The organism is Pseudomonas sp. I8001 (genome assembly GCF_013385345.1).
In the GTDB taxonomy this organism is placed as follows: Bacteria; Pseudomonadota; Gammaproteobacteria; order Pseudomonadales; family Pseudomonadaceae; genus Aquipseudomonas.
In genome coordinates this window covers 54,209-74,541 of the sequence record NZ_JACAQC010000033.1, presented here as the reverse complement: position 1 = coordinate 74,541, position 20,333 = coordinate 54,209, and the positions used below count along the sequence as shown (strand labels likewise).

Genomic DNA, 20,333 nt, shown 5'->3' with positions numbered 1-20,333 from the left:
GCCGTCCTGCGCTCCCCCTATCGGACATCTGTACGTGAACACTGCCACAACCACCACCGCCCTTTCTCGCCCCGCCCGCGTCAGCCTTGAAGTGCGCAACCTGCTGGCCCTGGCGCTGCCGATCATGATCGGGCAACTGGCGACCACCGCCATGGGGTTCGTCGATGCCGTGATGGCCGGGCGTGTCAGCTCCCGAGACCTGGCGGCGGTCGCCCTGGGCAACTCCATCTGGATCCCGGTGTACCTGCTGATGACCGGCACCCTGTTAGCCACCACGCCGAAAGTCGCCCAGCGCTTTGGCGCCGGCACCCACGGTGAAATCGGCCCGCTGGTGCGCCAGTCGATGTGGCTGGCACTGGTGGTGGGAATTACCGCGCTGCTGTTGCTGATCAGCGCCGAACCGATCCTGCACCTGATGAAGGTTGATCCCGAGTTGATCAAGCCCTGCATGGGCTACCTGCACGGCATCGCTTCGGGCATGCCGGCCATTGCGTTGTATTACGTGCTGCGCTGCTTCAGCGACGGGCTGGGCCGAACGCGGCCGAGCATGGTCATGGGCCTGTGCGGGCTGGCGCTGAATATTCCGCTGAACTATGTGTTTATCTACGGCCACTTCGGCGTGCCGGCCATGGGCGGCATCGGTTGCGGCTGGGCCACGGCGATCGTGATGTGGGTGATGATGCTCGGCCTGGCCGCCTGGACCCGCTGGGCGCCGGTGTATCAGAGCAGCGAGCTGTTCAAGCGCTTTGACTGGCCGCAATGGTCGGTGATCAAGCGTGTGTTGAGCATTGGCTTGCCCATCGGGATCGCGGTGTTTGCCGAGTCGAGCATTTTTGCGGTGATCGCGCTGCTGATCGGCAGCCTCGGTGCCACGGTGGTGGCCGGACACCAGATCGCGCTGAACTTCAGCTCGCTGGTGTTCATGATCCCCTACTCCCTGAGCATGGCGGTCACCGTGCGCGTGGGCCAGGCCCTGGGCCGTGGCGAACCCCGTGAGGCGCGCTTTGCCGCAGGTGTCGGAATGGGCACCGCGCTGGTGTATGCCTGCCTGTCCTGCAGCCTGATGCTGCTGTTTCGCGAACAGATCGCCACCATCTACACCCAGGACCCGCTGGTGATCCAGGTGGCGGCGATGCTGATTGTGTTTGCGGCGCTGTTTCAGTTCTCGGACGCGATCCAGGTCACGGCCGCCGGCGCACTACGTGGTTACCAGGATACTCGGGTGACCATGGTGCTGACGCTGTTTGCGTATTGGGGCGTGGGCTTGCCGGTGGGCTACGCGCTGGGGCTGACCGAGTGGCTGGGCGACGCCCGCGGCCCGAGCGGCTTGTGGCAGGGGTTGATCGTGGGCCTGAGCTGTGCCGCGGCGATGTTGGTGATCCGCCTGGTGCGCAGCGCACGCAAGCGGATTCGCCGGGCTTAAGCCGATTTCTTGCGGATCCAGTATAGGTAGGTACCGGCCTGCTCCTGCTGGTCCACCAGTTCATGGTCGAGAAACACGCAGAACTTGGGGATGTCGCGACGGGTCGACGGATCGGTCGCGATCACCTTGAGCAAGCCACCGGGCGCTAGGTCGCGGATGTGCTGGTGCAGCATCATCACTGGCTCCGGGCAGTTGAGGCCGGTGGCGTCGAGGACGGCATCGACGGGTAAATCAGGGGTCAGGCTCATGGTTTACTCCTAAACAGGCCGGCATTTTAACGGTAACGCGGGGCGCCAGGTAGCCAGCGGCGCCCTCGGTTTTTTCGCGAGCAAGCTCGCTCCTACATTGAGCAGCGTTTACCGGGCCTTCGGCTTCTTCACATCCAACCGGCGCAAATGGCAGGTCACTTCTTCACGGTCGTGGTACAGCTGCTTGCAGCCGATCTCCACCCGGATGCCACGCTCCTTGAAGCCTTCCGCGATGCGTTCAAGCAGGCGCTTCACTTCGGCATAACGCTGCTTCATCGGCAACTTCAGGTTGACCACCGCTTCGCGGCAATGTCCCTCGCCGATCCAGGTTTCCAACAGGGCCGCATTGCGCGCCGGTTTCTCGACGATGTCGCAGACCATCCAGTCCACCGGCTGCTTGGGGGTGTAGATGAAGCCGTCGGCCATCAAGTGCTGCACCAGCCCGGTGTCCATCAGGCTTTCGGCCATCGGGCCGTTGTCGATGGCGGTCACCAGCATGCCGCGGTTGACCAGTTGCCACGTCCAGCCGCCAGGCGCTGCGCCGAGGTCGACGCCGGTCATGTCGCTGTGCAGGCGCTCGTCCCACTGGTCTCGGGGTATAAAGTGGTGCCAGGCCTCTTCCAGCTTCAAGGTCGAGCGGCTTGGCGCGTCCCGCGGGAATTTGAGGCGCGGGATGCCCATCGGCCACATGGCCGAGTTGTTCGACTCGGCCAGGCCCATGAACACTTCGCGGCCGCTCTTGAAGGTCAACAGCAGGCGCGGCTTGCTGGCGTCTTCCACCAGTTTGCCGGCGGCCATCAGCGCCTTGCGCAAGTGAACTTCGAATTTCTTGCAGAAGTTCGACAGCTCCTTGCCGTCATTGGTGTCGACCATTTCCAGCCACAGGCTGCCGCACACCGGGAAATCCCGCAGGTGCGCGAGGATCACGCTGATACGGTCGGTTTCCGGCAAGTCGATGAACACCCCGCGCGCCCACTGCCTCGGGAAGATCAGCTCGGCAAAGCGTTGGCCGCGCATCAGGCGCTGGGCGCCGTCTTCTTCGGTGCAGACAAATTCGGCGCAGGCGCTGCCGGTCTTGGCCTTGGCATAGCCCGAAACGTTCAGGCGTGCGGCGTGTTCCGCGATCTCGGAACAGACTTCGCCTTCAAAACCCGGGCGGCAGTGCATAAAAAGGGTGTTCATCAACTCTCCTGGATCACGGGCTTGCTATAGCGCAATGCCTGTCATGAAAACGCGCGCATGATAGCCGAGTTCGGAACCTTGGACTTATTGATAGAGTCCAGTAATTAGCCAGCTACTTAAAACAGGGCTAATTTGTAAGCTCTGTTCGTCCCGTCAGGTCCGTAGCCGTGCGGACCATAAGGAGTCATGTAATGTCATCCCTTGATAGTCTGAGAACCCTTAAAACCTTACAGATCGACGACAAGACCTATCACTACTTCAGCCTGCCCGAAGCCGCCAAGAGCCTGGGTGATCTGGACAAGCTGCCGATGTCCCTCAAGGTGCTGCTGGAAAACCTGCTGCGCTGGGAAGACGAAAAGACCGTCACCGGCGCCGACCTCAAGGCCATTGCCGCCTGGCTCAAGGAGCGCCGCTCCGACCGCGAGATCCAGTACCGCCCCGCCCGGGTGCTGATGCAAGACTTTACCGGCGTGCCCGCCGTGGTCGACCTGGCCGCCATGCGCGCCGCCGTGGCCAAGGCCGGCGGTGACCCGCAACGCATCAACCCGCTGTCACCGGTGGACCTGGTGATCGACCACTCGGTGATGGTCGACAAGTTCGCCACCACCGGCGCCTTCCAGGAAAACGTCGACATCGAAATGCAGCGCAACGGCGAACGCTACGCCTTCCTGCGCTGGGGCCAGAGCGCCTTCGACAACTTCAGCGTAGTGCCACCGGGCACCGGCATCTGCCACCAGGTCAACCTGGAATACCTCGGCCGCACCGTGTGGACCAAGGATGAAGACGGCCGCACCTACGCCTTCCCCGACACATTGGTAGGCACCGACTCCCACACCACCATGATCAACGGCCTCGGCGTATTGGGCTGGGGAGTGGGCGGGATCGAAGCGGAAGCCGCGATGCTCGGGCAGCCGGTGTCGATGCTGATCCCGGAAGTGATCGGCTTCAAGCTCACCGGCAAGCTGAAAGAAGGCATCACCGCCACCGACCTGGTGCTGACCGTCACCCAGATGTTGCGCAAAAAAGGCGTGGTCGGGAAATTCGTCGAATTCTATGGTGATGGCCTGGCTGACCTGCCCCTGGCAGACCGCGCCACCATCGCCAACATGGCCCCGGAATACGGCGCCACTTGCGGCTTCTTCCCGGTGGACGACGTGACTCTGGACTACCTGCGCCTGTCAGGCCGTCCTGCGGAAACCGTCAAGCTGGTAGAGGCGTACACCAAGGCCCAGGGCCTATGGCGCAACGCCGGTCAGGAGCCCATCTTCACTGACAGCCTGGCGCTGGACATGGGCAGCGTCGAAGCCAGCCTCGCGGGGCCAAAACGTCCGCAAGACCGCGTTTCCCTGCCGAACGTCGGCCAAGCCTTCAGCGACTTCCTCGACCTGCAATTCAAACCCACCAACAAGGAAGAAGGCCGCCTGGAGAGCGAAGGCGGCGGCGGTGTTGCGGTGGGCAACGCCGACCTGATCGGTGAAGCCGACTACGACTTCGAAGGCCAGACCTATCGCTTGAAAAACGGCGCGGTGGTGATCGCGGCCATTACCTCCTGCACCAACACCTCCAACCCGAGCGTGATGATGGCGGCGGGCCTGGTGGCGAAAAAGGCCGTGGAGAAAGGACTGAAGAGCAAGCCCTGGGTGAAAACCTCCCTGGCGCCGGGCTCCAAAGTCGTGACTGATTACTACAAAGCGGCAGGCTTGACCCAATACCTCGACAAGCTGGGCTTCGACCTGGTGGGTTATGGCTGCACCACCTGTATCGGCAACTCCGGGCCGCTGCCCGAGCCGATCGAAAAAGCCATCCAGAAAGCCGACCTGGCCGTGGCCTCGGTGCTCTCGGGCAACCGTAACTTCGAAGGCCGGGTGCACCCCCTGGTGAAAACCAACTGGCTGGCCTCCCCGCCCCTCGTGGTGGCCTATGCCCTGGCCGGCACCGTGCGCATGGACATCAGCAGCGAACCACTGGGCACCGGCTCTGACGGAAAACCGGTGTACCTGCGGGACATCTGGCCCAGCAGCAAGGAAATCGCCGACGCCGTTGCGCAAGTCAGCACCCAGATGTTCCACAAGGAATACGCCGAGGTGTTTGCCGGTGATGAACAGTGGCAGGCCATTGAAGTGCCGCAGGCTGCGACCTACGTGTGGCAGAAGGACTCCACCTACATCCAGCACCCACCGTTCTTCGACGACATCGGCGGCCCGCTGCCGGTGATCGAAGACGTCAAGGGCGCCAACGTGCTGGCATTGCTGGGGGACTCGGTGACCACCGACCACATCTCCCCTGCCGGCAACATCAAGACCGACAGCCCGGCGGGCAAATACCTGCGCGAGCAAGGCGTCGAACCGCGGGACTTCAACTCCTACGGCTCGCGTCGCGGCAACCATGAAGTGATGATGCGCGGCACCTTCGCCAACATCCGCATCCGCAACGAAATGCTCGGCGGTGAGGAAGGCGGCAACACGATCTACATCCCTACCGGCGAGAAAATGCCGATCTATGACGCCGCCATGAAATACCAGGCCTCGGGCACCCCGCTGGTGGTGATCGCCGGCCAGGAATACGGCACCGGCTCAAGCCGTGACTGGGCGGCCAAGGGCACCAACCTGCTGGGGGTCAAGGCGGTGATCGCCGAGAGTTTCGAGCGGATTCACCGTTCCAACCTGGTGGGCATGGGCGTGCTGCCCCTGCAGTTCAAGCTGGACCAGAACCGCAAGGCACTCAAGCTGACCGGCAAGGAGAAGATCGACATCCTCGGGCTGACCCACGCCGAGATCGAGCCACGCATGAACCTGACGCTGGTGATCACCCGTGAGGATGGCAGCAGCGAGAAGGTCGAAGTGCTGTGCCGCATCGACACCCTCAATGAGGTCGAGTACTTCAAGGCCGGCGGGATCCTGCACTACGTGTTGCGGCAGTTGATTGCCTCGTAACTGACACGCGCTACCCAAAACACCGCCTTCCCTGGCGGTGTTTTCATTTTTACCGTCGGTGACGCTCGGTATACTGCCGCCCTCAGATTTTGACTGTCACAAGGATTCCCCATGCTTGCATTGCCATGGCTGTACCTGGCGCTTCTTTCCATCGGCTATGTACTTGCCTTGAGCTACGGGCAATTGGGGTTAATGGCGGCACTGTCTGTCGCCATGCTGCTGTTGGCCGGGTTTGCCGTGCGGCAACAGCGAAACCCGTGGGTACGCTATCTGGGCCACGGGCTGTTTATCGTGCTGGCGCTGGGGCTGGCGATGCATTGGCTGCCGGGGTTCTACAACGGTCGCGGGATCGCGCCGCAGCGCTTTACGGACGACGCCGTGCCTTTCTCGATGTACCTGAACCAGGACAAGCCGCTGATTGGCTTCTGGCTGCTGCTGGCCTGCCCGTGGATTGTTGCGCGCCGGTCCCTGCGCCTGTCGATCTACGCCACCGCCCTGGCGTTGACACTGACGGCGATTGCCGCCCTGGGCGGCGCTGCGTTGCTGGGCGTCATCAGTTGGGCTCCGAAGTGGCCGGAGCAGGCCTGGCTGTGGGTGTTGAATAACTTGCTGCTGGTGACCCTGGTGGAGGAAGCGCTGTTCCGCGGTTATATCCAGGGCGGCCTGAGCCGACGGTTCAAGCAATTGCCCTATGGTGAAAACCTCGCATTGCTGTTGGCCGCCCTGCTGTTCGGACTGGTACACCTGGGCGCAGGCTGGCAGTGGACCCTGCTGGCGACCATCGCAGGCCTGGGCTACGGCCTGGCGTATCGCTTTGGCGGATTGGGCGCGGCGATCGTTACGCACTTCGGGCTGAACCTGCTGCATTTCGGGTTGTTTACCTATCCGATGCTGGCGGGCTGAGGCTGCGCCGATTGTTGCAAAAAATAAGTTAAATAAAACCCCGCGACGGTCGACAACCTGTCAAAGCCTTGCGGATTGAACAATCATGCGTAATAACCAACCCGTTACCCAGCGCGAACGTACCTTCCCCGCTCAGCAACGGTTGATCTCCACCACGGATGCCAAAGGCGTGATCACCTACTGCAACGACGCCTTCGTCGAGATCAGTGGGTTTTCCCATGACGAACTGCTGCGTGCCCCGCACAACCTGGTTCGTCATCCGGATGTGCCGGCGGCAGTGTTCGCACACATGTGGTCCACGCTCAAACAAGGCTTGCCATGGATGGGCATCGTCAAGAACCGCTGCAAGAGCGGTGATCACTATTGGGTCAACGCCTATGTGACACCGGTCTTCGACGGCAACCAGGTGATCGGCTACGAGTCGGTGCGGGTCAAGCCCACCGCCGAGCAGATCCGTCGTGCCGAAGCGCTTTACCAGCGCATCAACGAGGGCAAGCCGGCCATCCCGCGCCGCGACAAGTGGCTGCCGGTGTTGCAGGACTGGCTGCCGTTTATCCTGGTCAGCCAGTTGAGCTTCCTGATTGGCGTCTGGCTCAATTCCCACTGGGGCTTTGCCCTGGCAGCGGCGCTGTCGGTACCGCTGGGCCTGTTGGGCCTGAGCTGGCAACAACGCGGGCTCAAGCGCTTGCTGCGCCTGGCCGAACAGACCACCTCAGACCCGCTGATCGCGCAGATGTACACCGACAGCCGCGGCGCCCAGGCGCGCCTGGAAATGTCGATCCTCAGCCAGGAGGCGCGCCTGAAGACGTGTCTTACCCGTTTGCAGGACACGGCTGAACACCTCAACTCCCAGGCGGCGCAGTCCAATACCCTGGCGCATAACAGCTCCAGCGGTCTTGAACGCCAGCGCGTGGAAACCGAACAGGTGGCCACTGCGGTCAACCAGATGGCCGCGACGACTCAGGAAGTCGCCAGCCATGTGCAACGCACCGCCGATGCCACCCAGGAAGCCAATCGCCTGACCGGGCGTGGCCGTGATATCGCCGGCGAAACCCGCGAAGCGATTCAGCGCCTGTCGGTGGCCGTGGGCGAGACCGGCGTGACCGTGACCCAACTGGCCAAGGACAGTGACGAAATCGGTGGCGTGGTGGATGTGATCAAGGGCATCGCCGACCAGACCAACCTGCTGGCGCTGAACGCGGCCATCGAAGCGGCCCGTGCCGGGGAGATGGGTCGCGGCTTTGCGGTGGTGGCCGACGAAGTGCGGCAACTGGCCCAGCGTACCAGCGAGTCCACCGGGCAGATTCACGCGCTGATCGCCAAGCTGCAACAGACCGCCAATGCCGCCGTACAGACCATGGACGCCGGGCATCGCCAGGCCGAGGAAGGTGTGGCACGGGTGATGGAAGCGGACCAGGCGCTGATCGGGATCAGTGAAGCGGTGGCGCACATCACCGACATGACAGCGCAGATTGCGGCGGCGACCGAGGAGCAGAGCTCGGTGGCGGAAGAGATCAGCCGTAATATCAGCACTATTGCGCTGTTGGCGGATCAGACGTCGGAACAGGCGTTGAACTCGGCGCAGTTGAGTGAAGAGCTGACGCATACCGCCAATACTCAGTATTCGCTGGTAGAACGCTTTAACCGGTAAACCGCTTTCGCGAGCAAGCCCGCTCCCACATTTGGAATGCATTTCAAATGTGGGAGCGGGCTTGCTCGCGAAAGGGCCCTATCAGGCGCCGAGAAACCCGGCCACCTTCACCGCCGCAGCCTCCAGATGCTGCTCATGACTAAACCCGGAAGCCTTCAACGGCTTCAAATCATGATCCCCCGCCACCAGCCACATCACCTCGATACCCGGCGACAACACATACCCTTCCACCGCCGCCCGATTGCCCAGCGCATCCCGCTCGCCCTGCACAATCAACGTCGGCGTCTTCAGCCCGGCCAGATGCTCGGTCCGGGGTTTCTCCGGTTTGCCCACCGCATAAAACGGATAACCCAGGCACACCAGCGCATCCGCGCCCAATTCATCCGCCAGTAAACTGGCCATCCGCCCGCCCATGGACTTGCCGCCCACCGCCAGTTTCCCAGCGACATGACGTCGCACCTCGGCATACACCTCACGCCAGCATTCCAGCAGTTTCGGCGCCGGGTTCGGCGGACGTTTACCGCCATCCACACGACGCTGGGCCATGTACGGAAACTCGAAGCGCAATACGTTCACGCCATGCCCGGCAAGGCGTGCAGCCATGTCTTCCATAAAGCCCGAGTCCATTGGCGCGCCCGCGCCGTGGGCCAGGATCAGCGTCGCGGGCGTACGCGCGATAGACCCTGTCGCGGCATTCCACAACCAGCCGCGTTCCCGCACACACTGCGCCCATTGATCCCCGTCAATACTGGCCTTGTGCTCTTTGCCCATGCTTGCCTCGCTTTTTAGTCTGCCTATAACTCCAGCCCAAGTGCCGCATTTGCTTGGGTTGAACCGTGGATGGGGAACCATGAACACTACTTTAAGTACCGCCTATAACTACAAGGTGGTCCGCCAATTCGCCATTATGACGGTGGTGTGGGGCATCGTCGGCATGGGGCTCGGGGTTTTTCTCGCTGCCCAGTTGGTATGGCCCGAACTCAACTTCAATTTGCCCTGGACCAGTTTCGGCCGCTTGCGCCCGCTGCACACCAACGCGGTGATCTTTGCCTTTGGCGGTTGCGCGCTGTTTGCCAGCTCCTTCTACTCGGTGCAACGCACCTGCCAGACCCAATTGTTCGCGCCAAAGATCGCGCAGTTCTGCTTCTGGGGCTGGCAGCTGGTGATTGTGCTGGCCGCGATCACCTTGCCGCTGGGCTACACCAGCTCCAAGGAATACGCCGAGCTGGAATGGCCGATCGACATCCTGATCACCATCGTCTGGGTGGCCTATGCCATCGTGTTCTTCGGCACGGTGATGAAGCGCAACACCAAGCACATCTACGTCGGTAACTGGTTCTTCGGTGCGTTCATCATCACCGTAGCGATCCTGCATATCGTCAACAACCTGGAAATCCCGGTCAGCCTGACCAAGTCCTACTCGCTGTACGGCGGTGCGACGGATGCCATGGTGCAGTGGTGGTACGGGCATAACGCGGTAGGCTTTTTCCTCACCGCCGGCTTCCTGGGGATGATGTACTACTTCGTGCCGAAACAGGCCGAACGTCCGGTGTATTCCTATCGCCTGTCCATCGTGCACTTCTGGGCACTGATCACCCTGTACATCTGGGCCGGCCCGCACCACTTGCACTACACCGCGCTGCCGGACTGGGCACAGTCCCTGGGCATGGTGATGTCGCTGGTACTGCTGGCACCGAGCTGGGGCGGGATGATCAACGGGATGATGACCCTGTCGGGCGCCTGGCATAAGTTGCGCAGCGACCCGATCCTGCGATTCCTGGTGGTTTCCCTGGCCTTCTACGGCATGTCGACCTTTGAAGGGCCGATGATGGCGATCAAGACGGTCAACGCCCTCTCCCACTACACCGACTGGACCATCGGCCACGTACACGCCGGGGCGCTGGGTTGGGTAGCGATGATCTCCATCGGCGCGCTGTATCACATGATCCCGAAAATCTTCGGTCGCGAGCAGATGTACAGCCTCGGCCTGATCAACGCGCACTTCTGGCTGGCCACCATCGGCACCGTGCTCTACATCGCCTCGATGTGGGTCAACGGCATCGCCCAGGGCCTGATGTGGCGTGCGGTCAACGAAGACGGCACCTTGACCTACTCCTTCGTCGAAACCCTGGTGGCCAGCCACCCAGGCTTCATCGTGCGACTGGTGGGCGGGGCGATCTTCCTCAGCGGCATGTTCCTGATGGCTTACAACACTTGGCGCACCGTGCGTTCGGCACAACCCGCCGAAGTCGCCGCTGCGGCGCAGATGGCCTGAGGAGTCGATGATGAAACACGAAACCATTGAAAAGAACGTCGGCCTGCTGATGCTGCTGATGGTGCTCGCCGTGAGTATCGGCGGCCTGACCCAGATTGTGCCGCTGTTCTTCCAGGATGTGACCAACAAGCCGGTGGAAGGCATGAAGCCCTACACCGCGCTGCAACTGGAAGGTCGCGACATCTATATCCGCGAAGGCTGCGTACAGTGCCATTCGCAGATGATCCGCCCGTTCCGCGCCGAAACAGAGCGTTATGGCCACTACTCGGTGGCCGGTGAAAGCGTGTGGGATCACCCCTTCCTGTGGGGCTCCAAGCGTACCGGGCCGGACCTGGCCCGCGTCGGCGCGCGCTACTCGGACGACTGGCACCGCGCGCACTTGTACAACCCGCGCAACGTGGTACCGGAATCGAAGATGCCGGCGTACCCATGGCTGGTCACCGCCCCGGTCGACAGCAGCCACACCGAGACCAAGCTCAAGGTGATGCGCACCCTCGGCGTGCCGTACACCGACGACGACATCGCCGGTGCCGTGGCCTCCCTCAAGGGCAAGACCGAGATGGACGCGCTGGTTTCGTACCTGCAAGTGCTCGGCACTGCCATCAAGAGCAAGAGGTGAGCCATGGGATTTGAATTCGATGCTGGAACCATCCGCGGCCTTGGCACGCTGGTCGTGGCCATCGCCTTCATCGGCCTGTCGCTGTGGGTGTTCAACTCCCGGCGCAACGCAGAGTTCGCCGAGGCGTGCCTGCTGCCGTTTGCCGATGAACCGCTACCGCCAACCCCCGACGCTCAAGAAGAGCCTGCAACAAGGAGCAACCGGCCATGACTACCTTCTGGAGTACATGGATCTGTGTACTGACCCTCGGCAGCCTGATCGGCCTGACCTGGCTGTTGATCGGCACCCGCAAGGGCGAGACCAAGGGCAGCGTGGACCAGACCATGGGCCACGCCTTCGACGGGATCGAGGAGTACGACAACCCGCTGCCACAATGGTGGTTCATGCTGTTCGCCGGCACCCTGGTGTTTGCCGTCGGCTACCTGATCCTCTACCCGGGCCTGGGCAACTGGAAAGGCGTGTTGCCGGGCTATGAAGATGGCTGGACCCAGACCAAGGAATGGGACAAGGAAATGGCCAAGGCCGACGCCAAATTCGGACCGATCTTCGCCAAATTCGCGGCCATGCCGGTGGAAGAAGTTGCCAAGGACCCGCAGGCGCTGAAAATGGGCGGCCGCCTGTTCGCCTCCAACTGCGCGGTGTGCCATGGCTCGGACGCCAAGGGCGCCTACGGCTTCCCGAACCTGGCAGACAACATCTGGCGCTGGGGCGGTTCGGCGGATGCAATCAAGATGACCATCATGAATGGCCGTCATGCCGCGATGCCGGCCTGGGGTGAAGTGCTGGGTGAGGACGGTGTGAAGAACGTCGCAGCCTATGTGCGTCATGAATTGGCGGGCCTGCCGCTGCCGGCTGACAGCACTGCGGATGTCGCCGCGGGCCAGGTGGCATTCAGCACCACCTGTGTCGCCTGCCACGGGCCGGAAGGCCATGGCGTGGAAGCCATGGGCGCGCCGAACCTGACGCAGCCAGGCGGCTTTATCTACGGCACCAGCCTGGCGCAGTTGCAGCAGACCATTCGCCACGGCCGCCAGGGCCAGATGCCTGCGCAGGAAGTACTGCAAGGCAATGACAAGGTGCACCTGCTGGCCGCCTATGTTTACAGCCTGTCCCACAATGCTGATGGCGCAACGCCTGACAGCCAACCCGAGTAATCCTGCACCCCCCAAAAGCCGCGCCTGATTCAGGCGCGGCTTTTTTTGCGACCCATTGTCGCACCCTTCCGATCGCTGACTTTCCCCTCCTGCCATTCGGGTCTACGCTTGTTTGCACAGTGGACTGGCATTGGCCGGTCGACGGCCGACTTGCACTCGATGGGTTGAAACATTTCTGCTCGATGACAGGCGCAAAGGCTGGTACTTACCGGCTGTCGTGCCACTGGCCATTCGTCACCCGAGCTGCTTGTTTACACACACTCAGTTACAAGTACCTTCGACCCGTTTAAAATCCTGTCCAAGTCGTCAGCTTTTAACCCTGAATTTTGTCCTTACGCCAAACATGGAAAGGGCGCAGAATCTGGTTTGGAACGCATTGACGCAGGTCACCTTGCGTTGCAATGGAATCTTGCTTTCTCCATACTTGCGACCGATTTTTACCCTATAAAAAAACTAAACCGTGGAACCTTAGAATGAGCACAGCAATCAGTCCGACTGCTTATAACTATAAGGTAGTCCGCCAGTTCGCCATCATGACGGTGGTCTGGGGGATCCTTGGCATGGGGCTCGGCGTTTTCATTGCCTCGCAACTGGTTTGGCCAGAGTTGAATTTTGGCCTGCCATGGACGACATTTGGACGCCTGCGCCCGTTGCACACCAACCTGGTGATTTTCGCCTTCGGTGGATGTGCACTGTTTGCCACTTCTTACTACGTCGTGCAGCGAACCTGCCAAACGCGACTGATTTCCGATGCACTGGCGGCCTTTACCTTCTGGGGTTGGCAAGCGGTCATCGTGGGCGCGATCGTCACCCTGCCGCTGGGCTACACCACCACCAAGGAATACGCCGAGCTGGAATGGCCGATCGCCATTTTGCTGGCGATTGTCTGGGTGACCTACGCAGTGGTGTTCTTCGGCACCATCGTCAAGCGCAAGACCAAGCACATCTATGTCGGCAACTGGTTCTACGGGGCGTTTATCCTGGTGACGGCGATGCTGCATATCGTCAACCATGCGTCCTTGCCGGTCAGCTTCTTCAAGTCCTACTCGGCCTACGCCGGTGCGACGGACGCAATGATCCAGTGGTGGTACGGCCACAACGCCGTAGGTTTCTTCCTCACCACCGGCTTCCTGGGGATGATGTACTACTTCGTGCCGAAACAGGCCGAGCGTCCGATCTACTCCTATCGCCTGTCCATCGTGCACTTCTGGGCCCTGATCACCCTGTACATCTGGGCCGGTCCGCACCACCTGCACTACACCGCATTGCCGGACTGGGCCCAGTCCCTGGGCATGGCGATGTCGATCATCCTGCTCGCGCCAAGCTGGGGCGGCATGATCAACGGCATGATGACCCTGTCGGGCGCCTGGCATAAATTGCGCACCGACCCGATCCTGCGGTTCCTGGTGGTCTCCCTGGCGTTCTACGGCATGTCGACCTTCGAAGGCCCGATGATGGCCATCAAGACGGTCAACTCGCTGTCCCACTACACCGACTGGACCATCGGCCACGTACACGCCGGCGCCCTCGGTTGGGTAGCGATGATTTCCATCGGCGCGCTGTACCACATGATCCCGAAACTGTTCGGCCGTGCGCAGATGCACAGCGTCAGCCTGATCAACACGCACTTCTGGCTGGCCACCATCGGTACCGTGCTCTACATCGCCTCGATGTGGGTCAACGGCATCACCCAGGGCCTGATGTGGCGTGCAATCAACGATGACGGCACCCTCACCTACTCCTTCGTCGAAGGGCTGCAAGCCAGCCATCCGGGTTACATCGTGCGCGCCCTGGGCGGTGCGATCTTTGCCAGCGGCATGCTGTTCATGGCCTACAACGTGTGGCGCACCGTGCGTGCCTCCGACCCTGTAGAAGCCGAAGCCGCTACCAAGATCGCCGTTGTGGGAGCTCACTGATGAAGCATGAAGTAGTCGAGAAGAATATCGGCCTGCTGGCCTTCTTCATGGTCATCGCCGTGAGTATCGGCGGCCTGACCCAGATCGTTCCGCTGTTTTTCCAGGACGTGACCAACAAGCCGGTGGAAGGCATGAAGCCGCGCACCGCCCTTGAACTGGAAGGCCGCGACGTCTACATCGCCAACGGTTGTGTCGGCTGCCATTCGCAGATGATCCGCCCGTTCCGTGCCGAAACCGAACGCTACGGCCACTACTCGGTCGCCGGTGAAAGCGTGTGGGACCACCCATTCCTGTGGGGTTCCAAGCGTACCGGCCCGGACCTGGCCCGGGTCGGCGGTCGTTACTCCGATGACTGGCAGCGTGCGCACTTGTACAACCCGCGCAACGTGGTGCCCGAATCGAAAATGCCGGCGTACCCGTTCCTGGTCGAAAACAAACTCGACGGCAAGGACACCGCCAAGAAGATGGAAGTCTTGCGCACCCTGGGCGTGCCCTACACCGACGAAGACATCGCCGGCGCGGCAGCGGCCGTGAAGGGCAAGACCGAAATGGACGCACTGGTGGCCTACTTGCAAGGCCTTGGCACCATCATCAAAAGCAAACGGTGATCTGGATGGATATCGGGATGATTCGAGGCCTGGGCACCGTTGTCGTGATGGTGGCCTTTATCGGCCTGGCCTTGTGGGTGTTCAGCCCCAAACGCAAGTCGGAGTTTGAAGACGCGACGTTGCTGCCCTTCGCGGATGATCCCGAAGCCATCAAGCACGTCGTAGAAGCGTCTAGGAGTAACAAAGAATGACTACGTTCTGGAGTCTGTACGTCACAGTCCTCAGTCTGGGTACCATTTTCGCCCTGACCTGGCTGCTGCTGTCGACCCGCAAGGGCCAGCGCGCCGAGCAAACCGATGAAACCGTCGGCCACTCGTTCGACGGCATCGAGGAGTACGACAACCCGCTGCCCAAATGGTGGTTCATGCTGTTCGTCGGCACCATCATCTTCGCCCTCGGTTACCTGGCGCTGTACCCTGGCCTGGGCAACTGGAAAGGCCTGCTGCCGGGCTACAGCTACCTCGACAACGACAAGCAAACCCCGTTTGCCAATGGCCAGACCGGCTGGACCGGCGTGCACGAATGGGAAAAGGAAATGGCCAAGTCGGACGCCCGGTTCGGGCCGATCTTCGCCAAGTTCGCCGCCATGCCGATCGAAGAAGTGGCCAAGGACCCGCAAGCCTTGAAGATGGGTGGCCGCCTGTTCGCCTCCAACTGCTCGGTGTGCCACGGTTCCGACGCCAAGGGTGCCTACGGCTTCCCCAACCTGACCGACGCCGACTGGCGCTGGGGCGGCGACCCGGCCACCATCAAGGAAACCATCATGAAGGGCCGCCACGCGGTGATGCCGGCGTGGGCCGAAGTCATTGGCGAGCAAGGCGTGGCCGATGTGGCCGGCTTTGTGGTGACCAACCTCGATGGCCGCAAATTGCCGGAAGGCGCGAAGGCAGACGTGGCCAACGGCGAGAAACTCTTCGCCGCCAACTGCGTGGCGTGCCACGGTCCCGCCGGTAAAGGTACCCCCGCCATGGGTGCACCTGACCTGACCCACCCTGGCGCGTTCATCTACGGCTCGAGCTTCGCGCAACTGCAGCAGACCATCCGTTATGGCCGTCAGGGCCAGATGCCTGCGCAGGAGCAGTTGCAGGGCAATGACAAGGTGCACTTGCTGGCGGCGTATGTTTACAGCCTGTCCCATGGAGACAAGGCAGCTGAGGAGCAGTAAGCATTAAAACCAAAAAGCCCCGCGCAGCCAATGCTGCGCGGGGCTTTGGTAATGGGCATTGGTGGAACTCAACTTACCCCGAGGACGAGGCGTTACCGTTCTTCATGCACTTGGTCCACTCTTTTAATAGCAGCGTTGATCGCCCCCCGATCAGCCGATTTAGACCAATCCGTCAGTCCTAACTGTGCCACTAACTCAGGACGACTCAAGATTTCCCGCGCGACCATCGCTTCATCTGGGCCGCGATCATGACGCGTCCCATCCGCGATGTTCTTCAGTGAAGCGTAAGTCACACCCTCCCTGCGATCAATCCCACCCCAACCGCGCTCCGGGTAATAGGTGTCATATTCATTCAGGAGCTTTTGCGCCAGTTCTTTATCACTCATCGTGGCCAGGGGAAACCCCATATTCTGACCCACGGTTATGATACTTTCACGATCGATTTTGCCATCGTGCTTATGCTTTCCGTACCCATCGAGTTTCTCCATGAGTACAGGATTTTCCAGCAGCGAACGGGCGAAATTCATGTCGTCACTGCTGTAGCCACTCTGCGCAGAGGCATACGCTACCTGTCGTAGAGAGTCGCGGGTGATGTAGTCTGGTTGCGCAGGGTCGGCATACTTATCAAAGTTTCTGAGTAGACGGTCGGCCACCCGATAATCATTTCAACTACTGAATTGCTCTACGCTGATGCCAGAGGATACTGGCAGCGTCGAAGCCGATGGTGGAACGGCTCCAACATTATGCGTGTCATTAGCACGTTGAATGGTCATTGGTTTCCTCGATTTGAATAACGTCAAAACAAAATAAATTTATCGGCGCGCAAGAGACCTAGGCATAACGTTCAACAATTGCTCATCAAAGGTTTCATCGTGGTAACGCTACGCGCTGCTACAAAACATTGCCGAACACTGATCCAGACTTGATCTCAACGTCGGCATTTCCTGCGTGGCAATAACGCGATCAGCGTTCCTACAACAAACGTTTCATTCTGTGTAAACAAAGGCTCGTTTGGGCCTAAGAACTGATATCGCAGAAGCGTCAGCTTCCTAACCAATCGTTGTAGGTTATTTAACAGCGCAAAAAGCAGTTATAAAAACGCCACCACACCGGCCCGTAGACCTCTCCTGATTTACTTACTCAACACCAGGAAGTCGCAAGGGAAACGGCAAGGTGCACTTGCTGGCGGCGTATGTTTCGGACTGTCCCATGGGAACAAGCCGCCAGACGCCGTGTGAGGAAAAGCGGTGAAAAAAAACGGCCCCGCCAGTGGAGATTGGCGGGGCCGTTTTGTTTTCAAGTCGAAAAAGTCGTCACCGCCAGCAACGCATCTACATTTGAGATTGATCAAGAAAACCGCAGGTAGTAACGTGACTACATTCGTACTCCATACGGAGGTTAGCCCCCATGACCATCACCACCATTTCCAGCCGTGAATTCAATCAAGACACAAGCGGTGCCAAAAAAGCCGCCCGCCAAGGCCCGGTTTTTATCACTGACCGGGGCAAGCCTGCCCATGTACTGCTAAGCATTGAGGACTACCAAAAACTGACAGGCCTCAATGCCGACATCGTTGACCTGTTGGTGATGCCAGAAGCGGCAGATATCGAGTTCGAAACCGAACGCGCCGTGATCACTCATCGACCCGTGGACTTCACTTGATGTATCTACTCGACACCAACGTCATCTCTGAACTGCGCAAACCCCAGGCCGATGCCAAGGTCGTCGCCTGGGCCAAAAGTGTCATCGCGCCACGGATGTATATTTCGGCCATTACCTTGAAGGAACTGGAAACAGGAGTCCTGCGAATGGAGCGGCGTGATCCCGCCCAGGGGAAGGTTTTGCGCACATGGCTCAAGCGCCATGTCATGCCGGCGTTTGATGCCAGAATCCTGCCGATTGATGCAGCAGTTGCCCTGCGCTGTGCCAGCTTGCATGTGCCAGACCAAGCCAACGAAAGTGACGCGCTGATCGCTGCAACCGCGCTGGTTCATGGGCTGACAGTGGTCACGCGCAACACTGGCGACTTTCAATCCAGCGGCGTCGCGCTGATCAATCCATGGGACGAATGACCGGTAAGGCTGAAAAAACCGTCCATACTTCACAAGTCAATTGACCCAGATCACGTACACCATCAATTGATTTCCCCCAACGCGACCAAAGGTCGCACCCGTCGAAGGGTATCAGGGGCGTATCATTAGGCCACTGCAACACCCCTATTTTGACCCCGGCTGGCACGTACTGGCCGAGGCAAATCTCCACTGCCGTGGGATGCAATGATGAGCAACCAGATTCCGGTACATGACGTTACTCCGCCTGCCAAAAATTCGAATAACACCGTCGATCTCTACGCATCGCGGGAGAAAATCTACACCCGTGCCTTCACCGGTTTGTTCCGCAATCTGCGGATGCTCGGGGGGGCCGGTTTGTTCCTGCTCTACTTCGGCACCGTGTGGCTGAACTGGGGTGGCCACCAGGCTGTCTGGTGGAACCTGCCGGAGCGTAAATTCTTCATTTTTGGCGCGACTTTCTGGCCCCAGGATTTCATCCTGCTGTCGGGCATCCTGATCGTGGCGGCGTTTGGCCTGTTCTTCATCACCGTGTATGCCGGCCGCGTCTGGTGCGGCTACACCTGCCCGCAAAGCGTGTGGACCTGGATCTTCATGTGGTGCGAAAAGGTCACCGAAGGCGACCGCAACCAGCGCATCAAGCTGGACAAGGCGCCGATGAGCGCCAACAAGTTCCTGCGCAAGTTCGGCAAGCACAGCCTGTGGCTGATCATCGGCTTCGTCACCGGCATGACCTTTGTCGGCTACTTCTCGCCGATCCGTGAACTGGTGTTCGATTTCTTCACCGGCCAGGCGGATGGCTGGTCGTATTTCTGGGTCGGCTTCTTCACCCTCGCCACCTACGGCAACGCCGGCTGGCTGCGCGAGCAGGTGTGCATCTACATGTGCCCGTATGCGCGTTTCCAGAGCGTGATGTTCGACAAGGACACGATGATCGTTTCCTACGACCCGCGCCGTGGCGAAGTCCGTGGGCCGCGCAAAAAAGGTATCGACTACAAGGCCCAGGGCTTGGGGGACTGCATCGATTGCACGATGTGCGTGCAGGTGTGCCCTACCGGCATCGACATCCGTGACGGCCTGCAGATTGAATGCATCGGCTGCGCGGCCTGCATCGACGCCTGCGACAACATCATGGACAAGATGGAATACCCGCGCGGGCTGATCAGCTACACCACCGAGCACAACCTGTCCGGGCAGAAAACCCATAAGCTGCGCCCGCGCCTGATCGGTTATGCCCTGGTGCTGCTGGCGATGATCAGCCTGTTGGTGGCCGCCTTCTTCGTGCGCTCGCTGGTGGGTTTCGACGTCAGCAAGGACCGCGTGCTGTACCGCGAAAACGCCGAGGGCCGGATCGAAAACGTCTACAGCCTGAAGATCATGAACAAGGACCAGCGCGACCACACCTACGTGCTTGACGCCGCAGGCCTGCCAGACCTCAAGCTGCAAGGCCGGCGCGAGATCAAGGTAGCGGCCGGGGAAATCTTCAGCATGCCGGTGGAGTTGTCGAGCGCACCGGAACAACTGCCGTCGAGCACCAACGAGGTGAAATTCATCCTCAGGGATGCCGATGACGACAGCGTCCACATTGAAGCCAAGAGCCGATTCATCGGCCCACAAGTCCGTTAATAGAGAGCCGAACAATGCCCGCAGCTACTGCCGCAAGCCCCTGGTACAAGCACCTTTGGCCCTGGATCATCATTGGGATCCTGACCTGCTCGGTGACGTTGACCTTGTCCATGGTGACCATCGCGGTGAACAACCCCGACAACCTGGTCAACGACAACTATTACGAGGCCGGCAAAGGCATCAACCGTTCCCTGGACCGCGAACTGCTGGCCCAGACTCTGCAACTGCGGGCCAAGGTGCACCTGGACGAGTTGACCGGCGAAGTCGAATTGCACCTGACCGGCAACAGCGGGCCCGGCACCCTGGAGCTGAACCTGATTTCGCCGACCCAGCCGGAGAAGGATCGCAAGATCATCCTGACCCGCAGCGACAGCGAGCCCGGCCGCTACATCGGCCAGGTGACCGACAAGGTCGAAGGCCGCCGCTTCGTCGAGCTGCTAGGGGTGGAAGGCGACCGGACCTGGCGTATGTTTGAAGAAGAACAGGTCAGCCATGACAAGGACTTGCTGCTGGGCGACGAGCCGCTGCAGGGTGCTGAAGACCTGAAAAAATAGAGCGTCA

20 protein-coding genes are annotated in these 20,333 nt (G+C 60.5%); 16 read left to right on the top strand and 4 right to left on the bottom strand.

Annotated elements, in window-relative coordinates:
* Positions 1–34: 34 nt before the first annotated feature.
* Positions 35–1,423: an MATE family efflux transporter gene (locus tag HX839_RS22130; protein ID WP_032899660.1), complete on the top strand. Its 1,389-nt coding sequence runs from the start codon at positions 35–37 to the stop codon at positions 1,421–1,423.
* Here the strand turns inward: HX839_RS22130 and tusA are convergent.
* A complete protein-coding gene (tusA, locus tag HX839_RS22125) occupies positions 1,420–1,671 on the bottom strand; it encodes a sulfurtransferase TusA (RefSeq protein WP_003218998.1) in 252 nt (83 codons plus the stop codon). The genes HX839_RS22130 and tusA overlap by 4 nt on opposite strands.
* A gap of 108 nt (positions 1,672–1,779) precedes the next feature.
* Positions 1,780–2,853 carry a 23S rRNA (cytidine(2498)-2'-O)-methyltransferase RlmM gene (rlmM, locus tag HX839_RS22120; protein WP_003219000.1) on the bottom strand — a complete coding sequence of 358 codons (1,074 nt, stop codon included), beginning with the start codon at positions 2,851–2,853 and terminating at the stop codon, positions 1,780–1,782.
* Between the two features lie 191 nt (positions 2,854–3,044).
* On the opposite strand from rlmM, the gene acnA reads away from it, so the two are divergent.
* From acnA to HX839_RS22105, 3 genes are all read left to right on the top strand, one after another.
* The gene (gene acnA / locus HX839_RS22115; protein WP_017477189.1) at positions 3,045–5,786 is read left to right on the top strand and encodes an aconitate hydratase AcnA; all 2,742 of its coding nucleotides are present in this window, start codon (positions 3,045–3,047) and stop codon (positions 5,784–5,786) included.
* Between the two features lie 111 nt (positions 5,787–5,897).
* A complete protein-coding gene (locus HX839_RS22110) occupies positions 5,898–6,689 on the top strand; it encodes a CPBP family intramembrane glutamic endopeptidase (RefSeq protein ID WP_003219003.1) in 792 nt (263 codons plus the stop codon).
* Positions 6,690–6,774: 85 nt separating this feature from the next.
* Entirely contained in the window at positions 6,775–8,340 is a 1,566-nt protein-coding gene (locus HX839_RS22105; protein ID WP_177067688.1) for a PAS domain-containing methyl-accepting chemotaxis protein, read from the top strand.
* A gap of 81 nt (positions 8,341–8,421) precedes the next feature.
* On the opposite strand, the gene HX839_RS22100 is transcribed toward HX839_RS22105, so the two are convergent.
* Positions 8,422–9,111, bottom strand: a complete 690-nt coding sequence (locus tag HX839_RS22100) for an alpha/beta family hydrolase (RefSeq protein ID WP_177067687.1) — start codon at positions 9,109–9,111, stop codon at positions 8,422–8,424.
* Between the two features lie 79 nt (positions 9,112–9,190).
* Here HX839_RS22100 and ccoN (HX839_RS22095) point away from each other — a divergent pair, with 79 nt between their 5' ends.
* The 8 genes from ccoN (HX839_RS22095) (at position 9,191) to ccoP (HX839_RS22060) (ending at position 16,077) form a co-directional block, all read left to right on the top strand.
* Positions 9,191–10,615, top strand: coding sequence for a cytochrome-c oxidase, cbb3-type subunit I (gene ccoN, locus HX839_RS22095; RefSeq protein ID WP_003219009.1), 1,425 nt, complete (start codon positions 9,191–9,193; stop codon positions 10,613–10,615).
* Positions 10,616–10,625: 10 nt separating this feature from the next.
* The gene (gene ccoO, locus HX839_RS22090) at positions 10,626–11,234 is read left to right on the top strand and encodes a cytochrome-c oxidase, cbb3-type subunit II (protein WP_003219010.1); all 609 of its coding nucleotides are present in this window, start codon (positions 10,626–10,628) and stop codon (positions 11,232–11,234) included.
* Between the two features lie 3 nt (positions 11,235–11,237).
* A complete protein-coding gene (locus HX839_RS22085; RefSeq protein WP_003219012.1) occupies positions 11,238–11,444 on the top strand; it encodes a cbb3-type cytochrome c oxidase subunit 3 in 207 nt (68 codons plus the stop codon).
* Complete coding sequence (ccoP, locus tag HX839_RS22080) at positions 11,441–12,388, top strand: cytochrome-c oxidase, cbb3-type subunit III (protein WP_003219014.1); 948 nt, start codon at positions 11,441–11,443, stop codon at positions 12,386–12,388. The genes HX839_RS22085 and ccoP (HX839_RS22080) overlap by 4 nt, the downstream gene beginning before the upstream one ends.
* 473 nt (positions 12,389–12,861) lie before the next feature.
* The gene (ccoN, locus tag HX839_RS22075; RefSeq protein WP_003219015.1) at positions 12,862–14,304 is read left to right on the top strand and encodes a cytochrome-c oxidase, cbb3-type subunit I; all 1,443 of its coding nucleotides are present in this window, start codon (positions 12,862–12,864) and stop codon (positions 14,302–14,304) included.
* On the top strand, positions 14,304–14,912 hold the full coding sequence (gene ccoO / locus HX839_RS22070; RefSeq protein ID WP_003193167.1) for a cytochrome-c oxidase, cbb3-type subunit II: 609 nt from the start codon (positions 14,304–14,306) through the stop codon (positions 14,910–14,912). The genes ccoN (HX839_RS22075) and ccoO (HX839_RS22070) overlap by 1 nt, the downstream gene beginning before the upstream one ends.
* Positions 14,913–14,917: 5 nt before the next feature.
* On the top strand, positions 14,918–15,103 hold the full coding sequence (locus HX839_RS22065; protein ID WP_008437575.1) for a CcoQ/FixQ family Cbb3-type cytochrome c oxidase assembly chaperone: 186 nt from the start codon (positions 14,918–14,920) through the stop codon (positions 15,101–15,103).
* Positions 15,100–16,077: a cytochrome-c oxidase, cbb3-type subunit III gene (gene ccoP / locus HX839_RS22060; RefSeq protein ID WP_177019528.1), complete on the top strand. Its 978-nt coding sequence runs from the start codon at positions 15,100–15,102 to the stop codon at positions 16,075–16,077. The genes HX839_RS22065 and ccoP (HX839_RS22060) overlap by 4 nt, the downstream gene beginning before the upstream one ends.
* Positions 16,078–16,169: 92 nt before the next feature.
* Here the strand turns inward: ccoP (HX839_RS22060) and HX839_RS22055 are convergent, their stop codons facing one another.
* On the bottom strand, positions 16,170–16,604 hold the full coding sequence (locus HX839_RS22055) for a hypothetical protein (RefSeq protein ID WP_177067686.1): 435 nt from the start codon (positions 16,602–16,604) through the stop codon (positions 16,170–16,172).
* 880 nt (positions 16,605–17,484) lie between these two features.
* On the opposite strand from HX839_RS22055, the gene HX839_RS22050 reads away from it, so the two are divergent.
* From HX839_RS22050 to HX839_RS22035, 4 genes are all read left to right on the top strand, one after another.
* A complete protein-coding gene (locus HX839_RS22050) occupies positions 17,485–17,739 on the top strand; it encodes a type II toxin-antitoxin system Phd/YefM family antitoxin (protein ID WP_003219024.1) in 255 nt (84 codons plus the stop codon).
* Complete coding sequence (locus HX839_RS22045) at positions 17,739–18,149, top strand: type II toxin-antitoxin system VapC family toxin (RefSeq protein WP_087694843.1); 411 nt, start codon at positions 17,739–17,741, stop codon at positions 18,147–18,149. The genes HX839_RS22050 and HX839_RS22045 overlap by 1 nt, the downstream gene beginning before the upstream one ends.
* A gap of 207 nt (positions 18,150–18,356) precedes the next feature.
* Complete coding sequence (gene ccoG, locus HX839_RS22040; RefSeq protein ID WP_003219028.1) at positions 18,357–19,772, top strand: cytochrome c oxidase accessory protein CcoG; 1,416 nt, start codon at positions 18,357–18,359, stop codon at positions 19,770–19,772.
* 14 nt (positions 19,773–19,786) lie between these two features.
* On the top strand, positions 19,787–20,326 hold the full coding sequence (locus tag HX839_RS22035; protein ID WP_008437568.1) for a FixH family protein: 540 nt from the start codon (positions 19,787–19,789) through the stop codon (positions 20,324–20,326).
* Positions 20,327–20,333 lie beyond the last annotated feature (7 nt).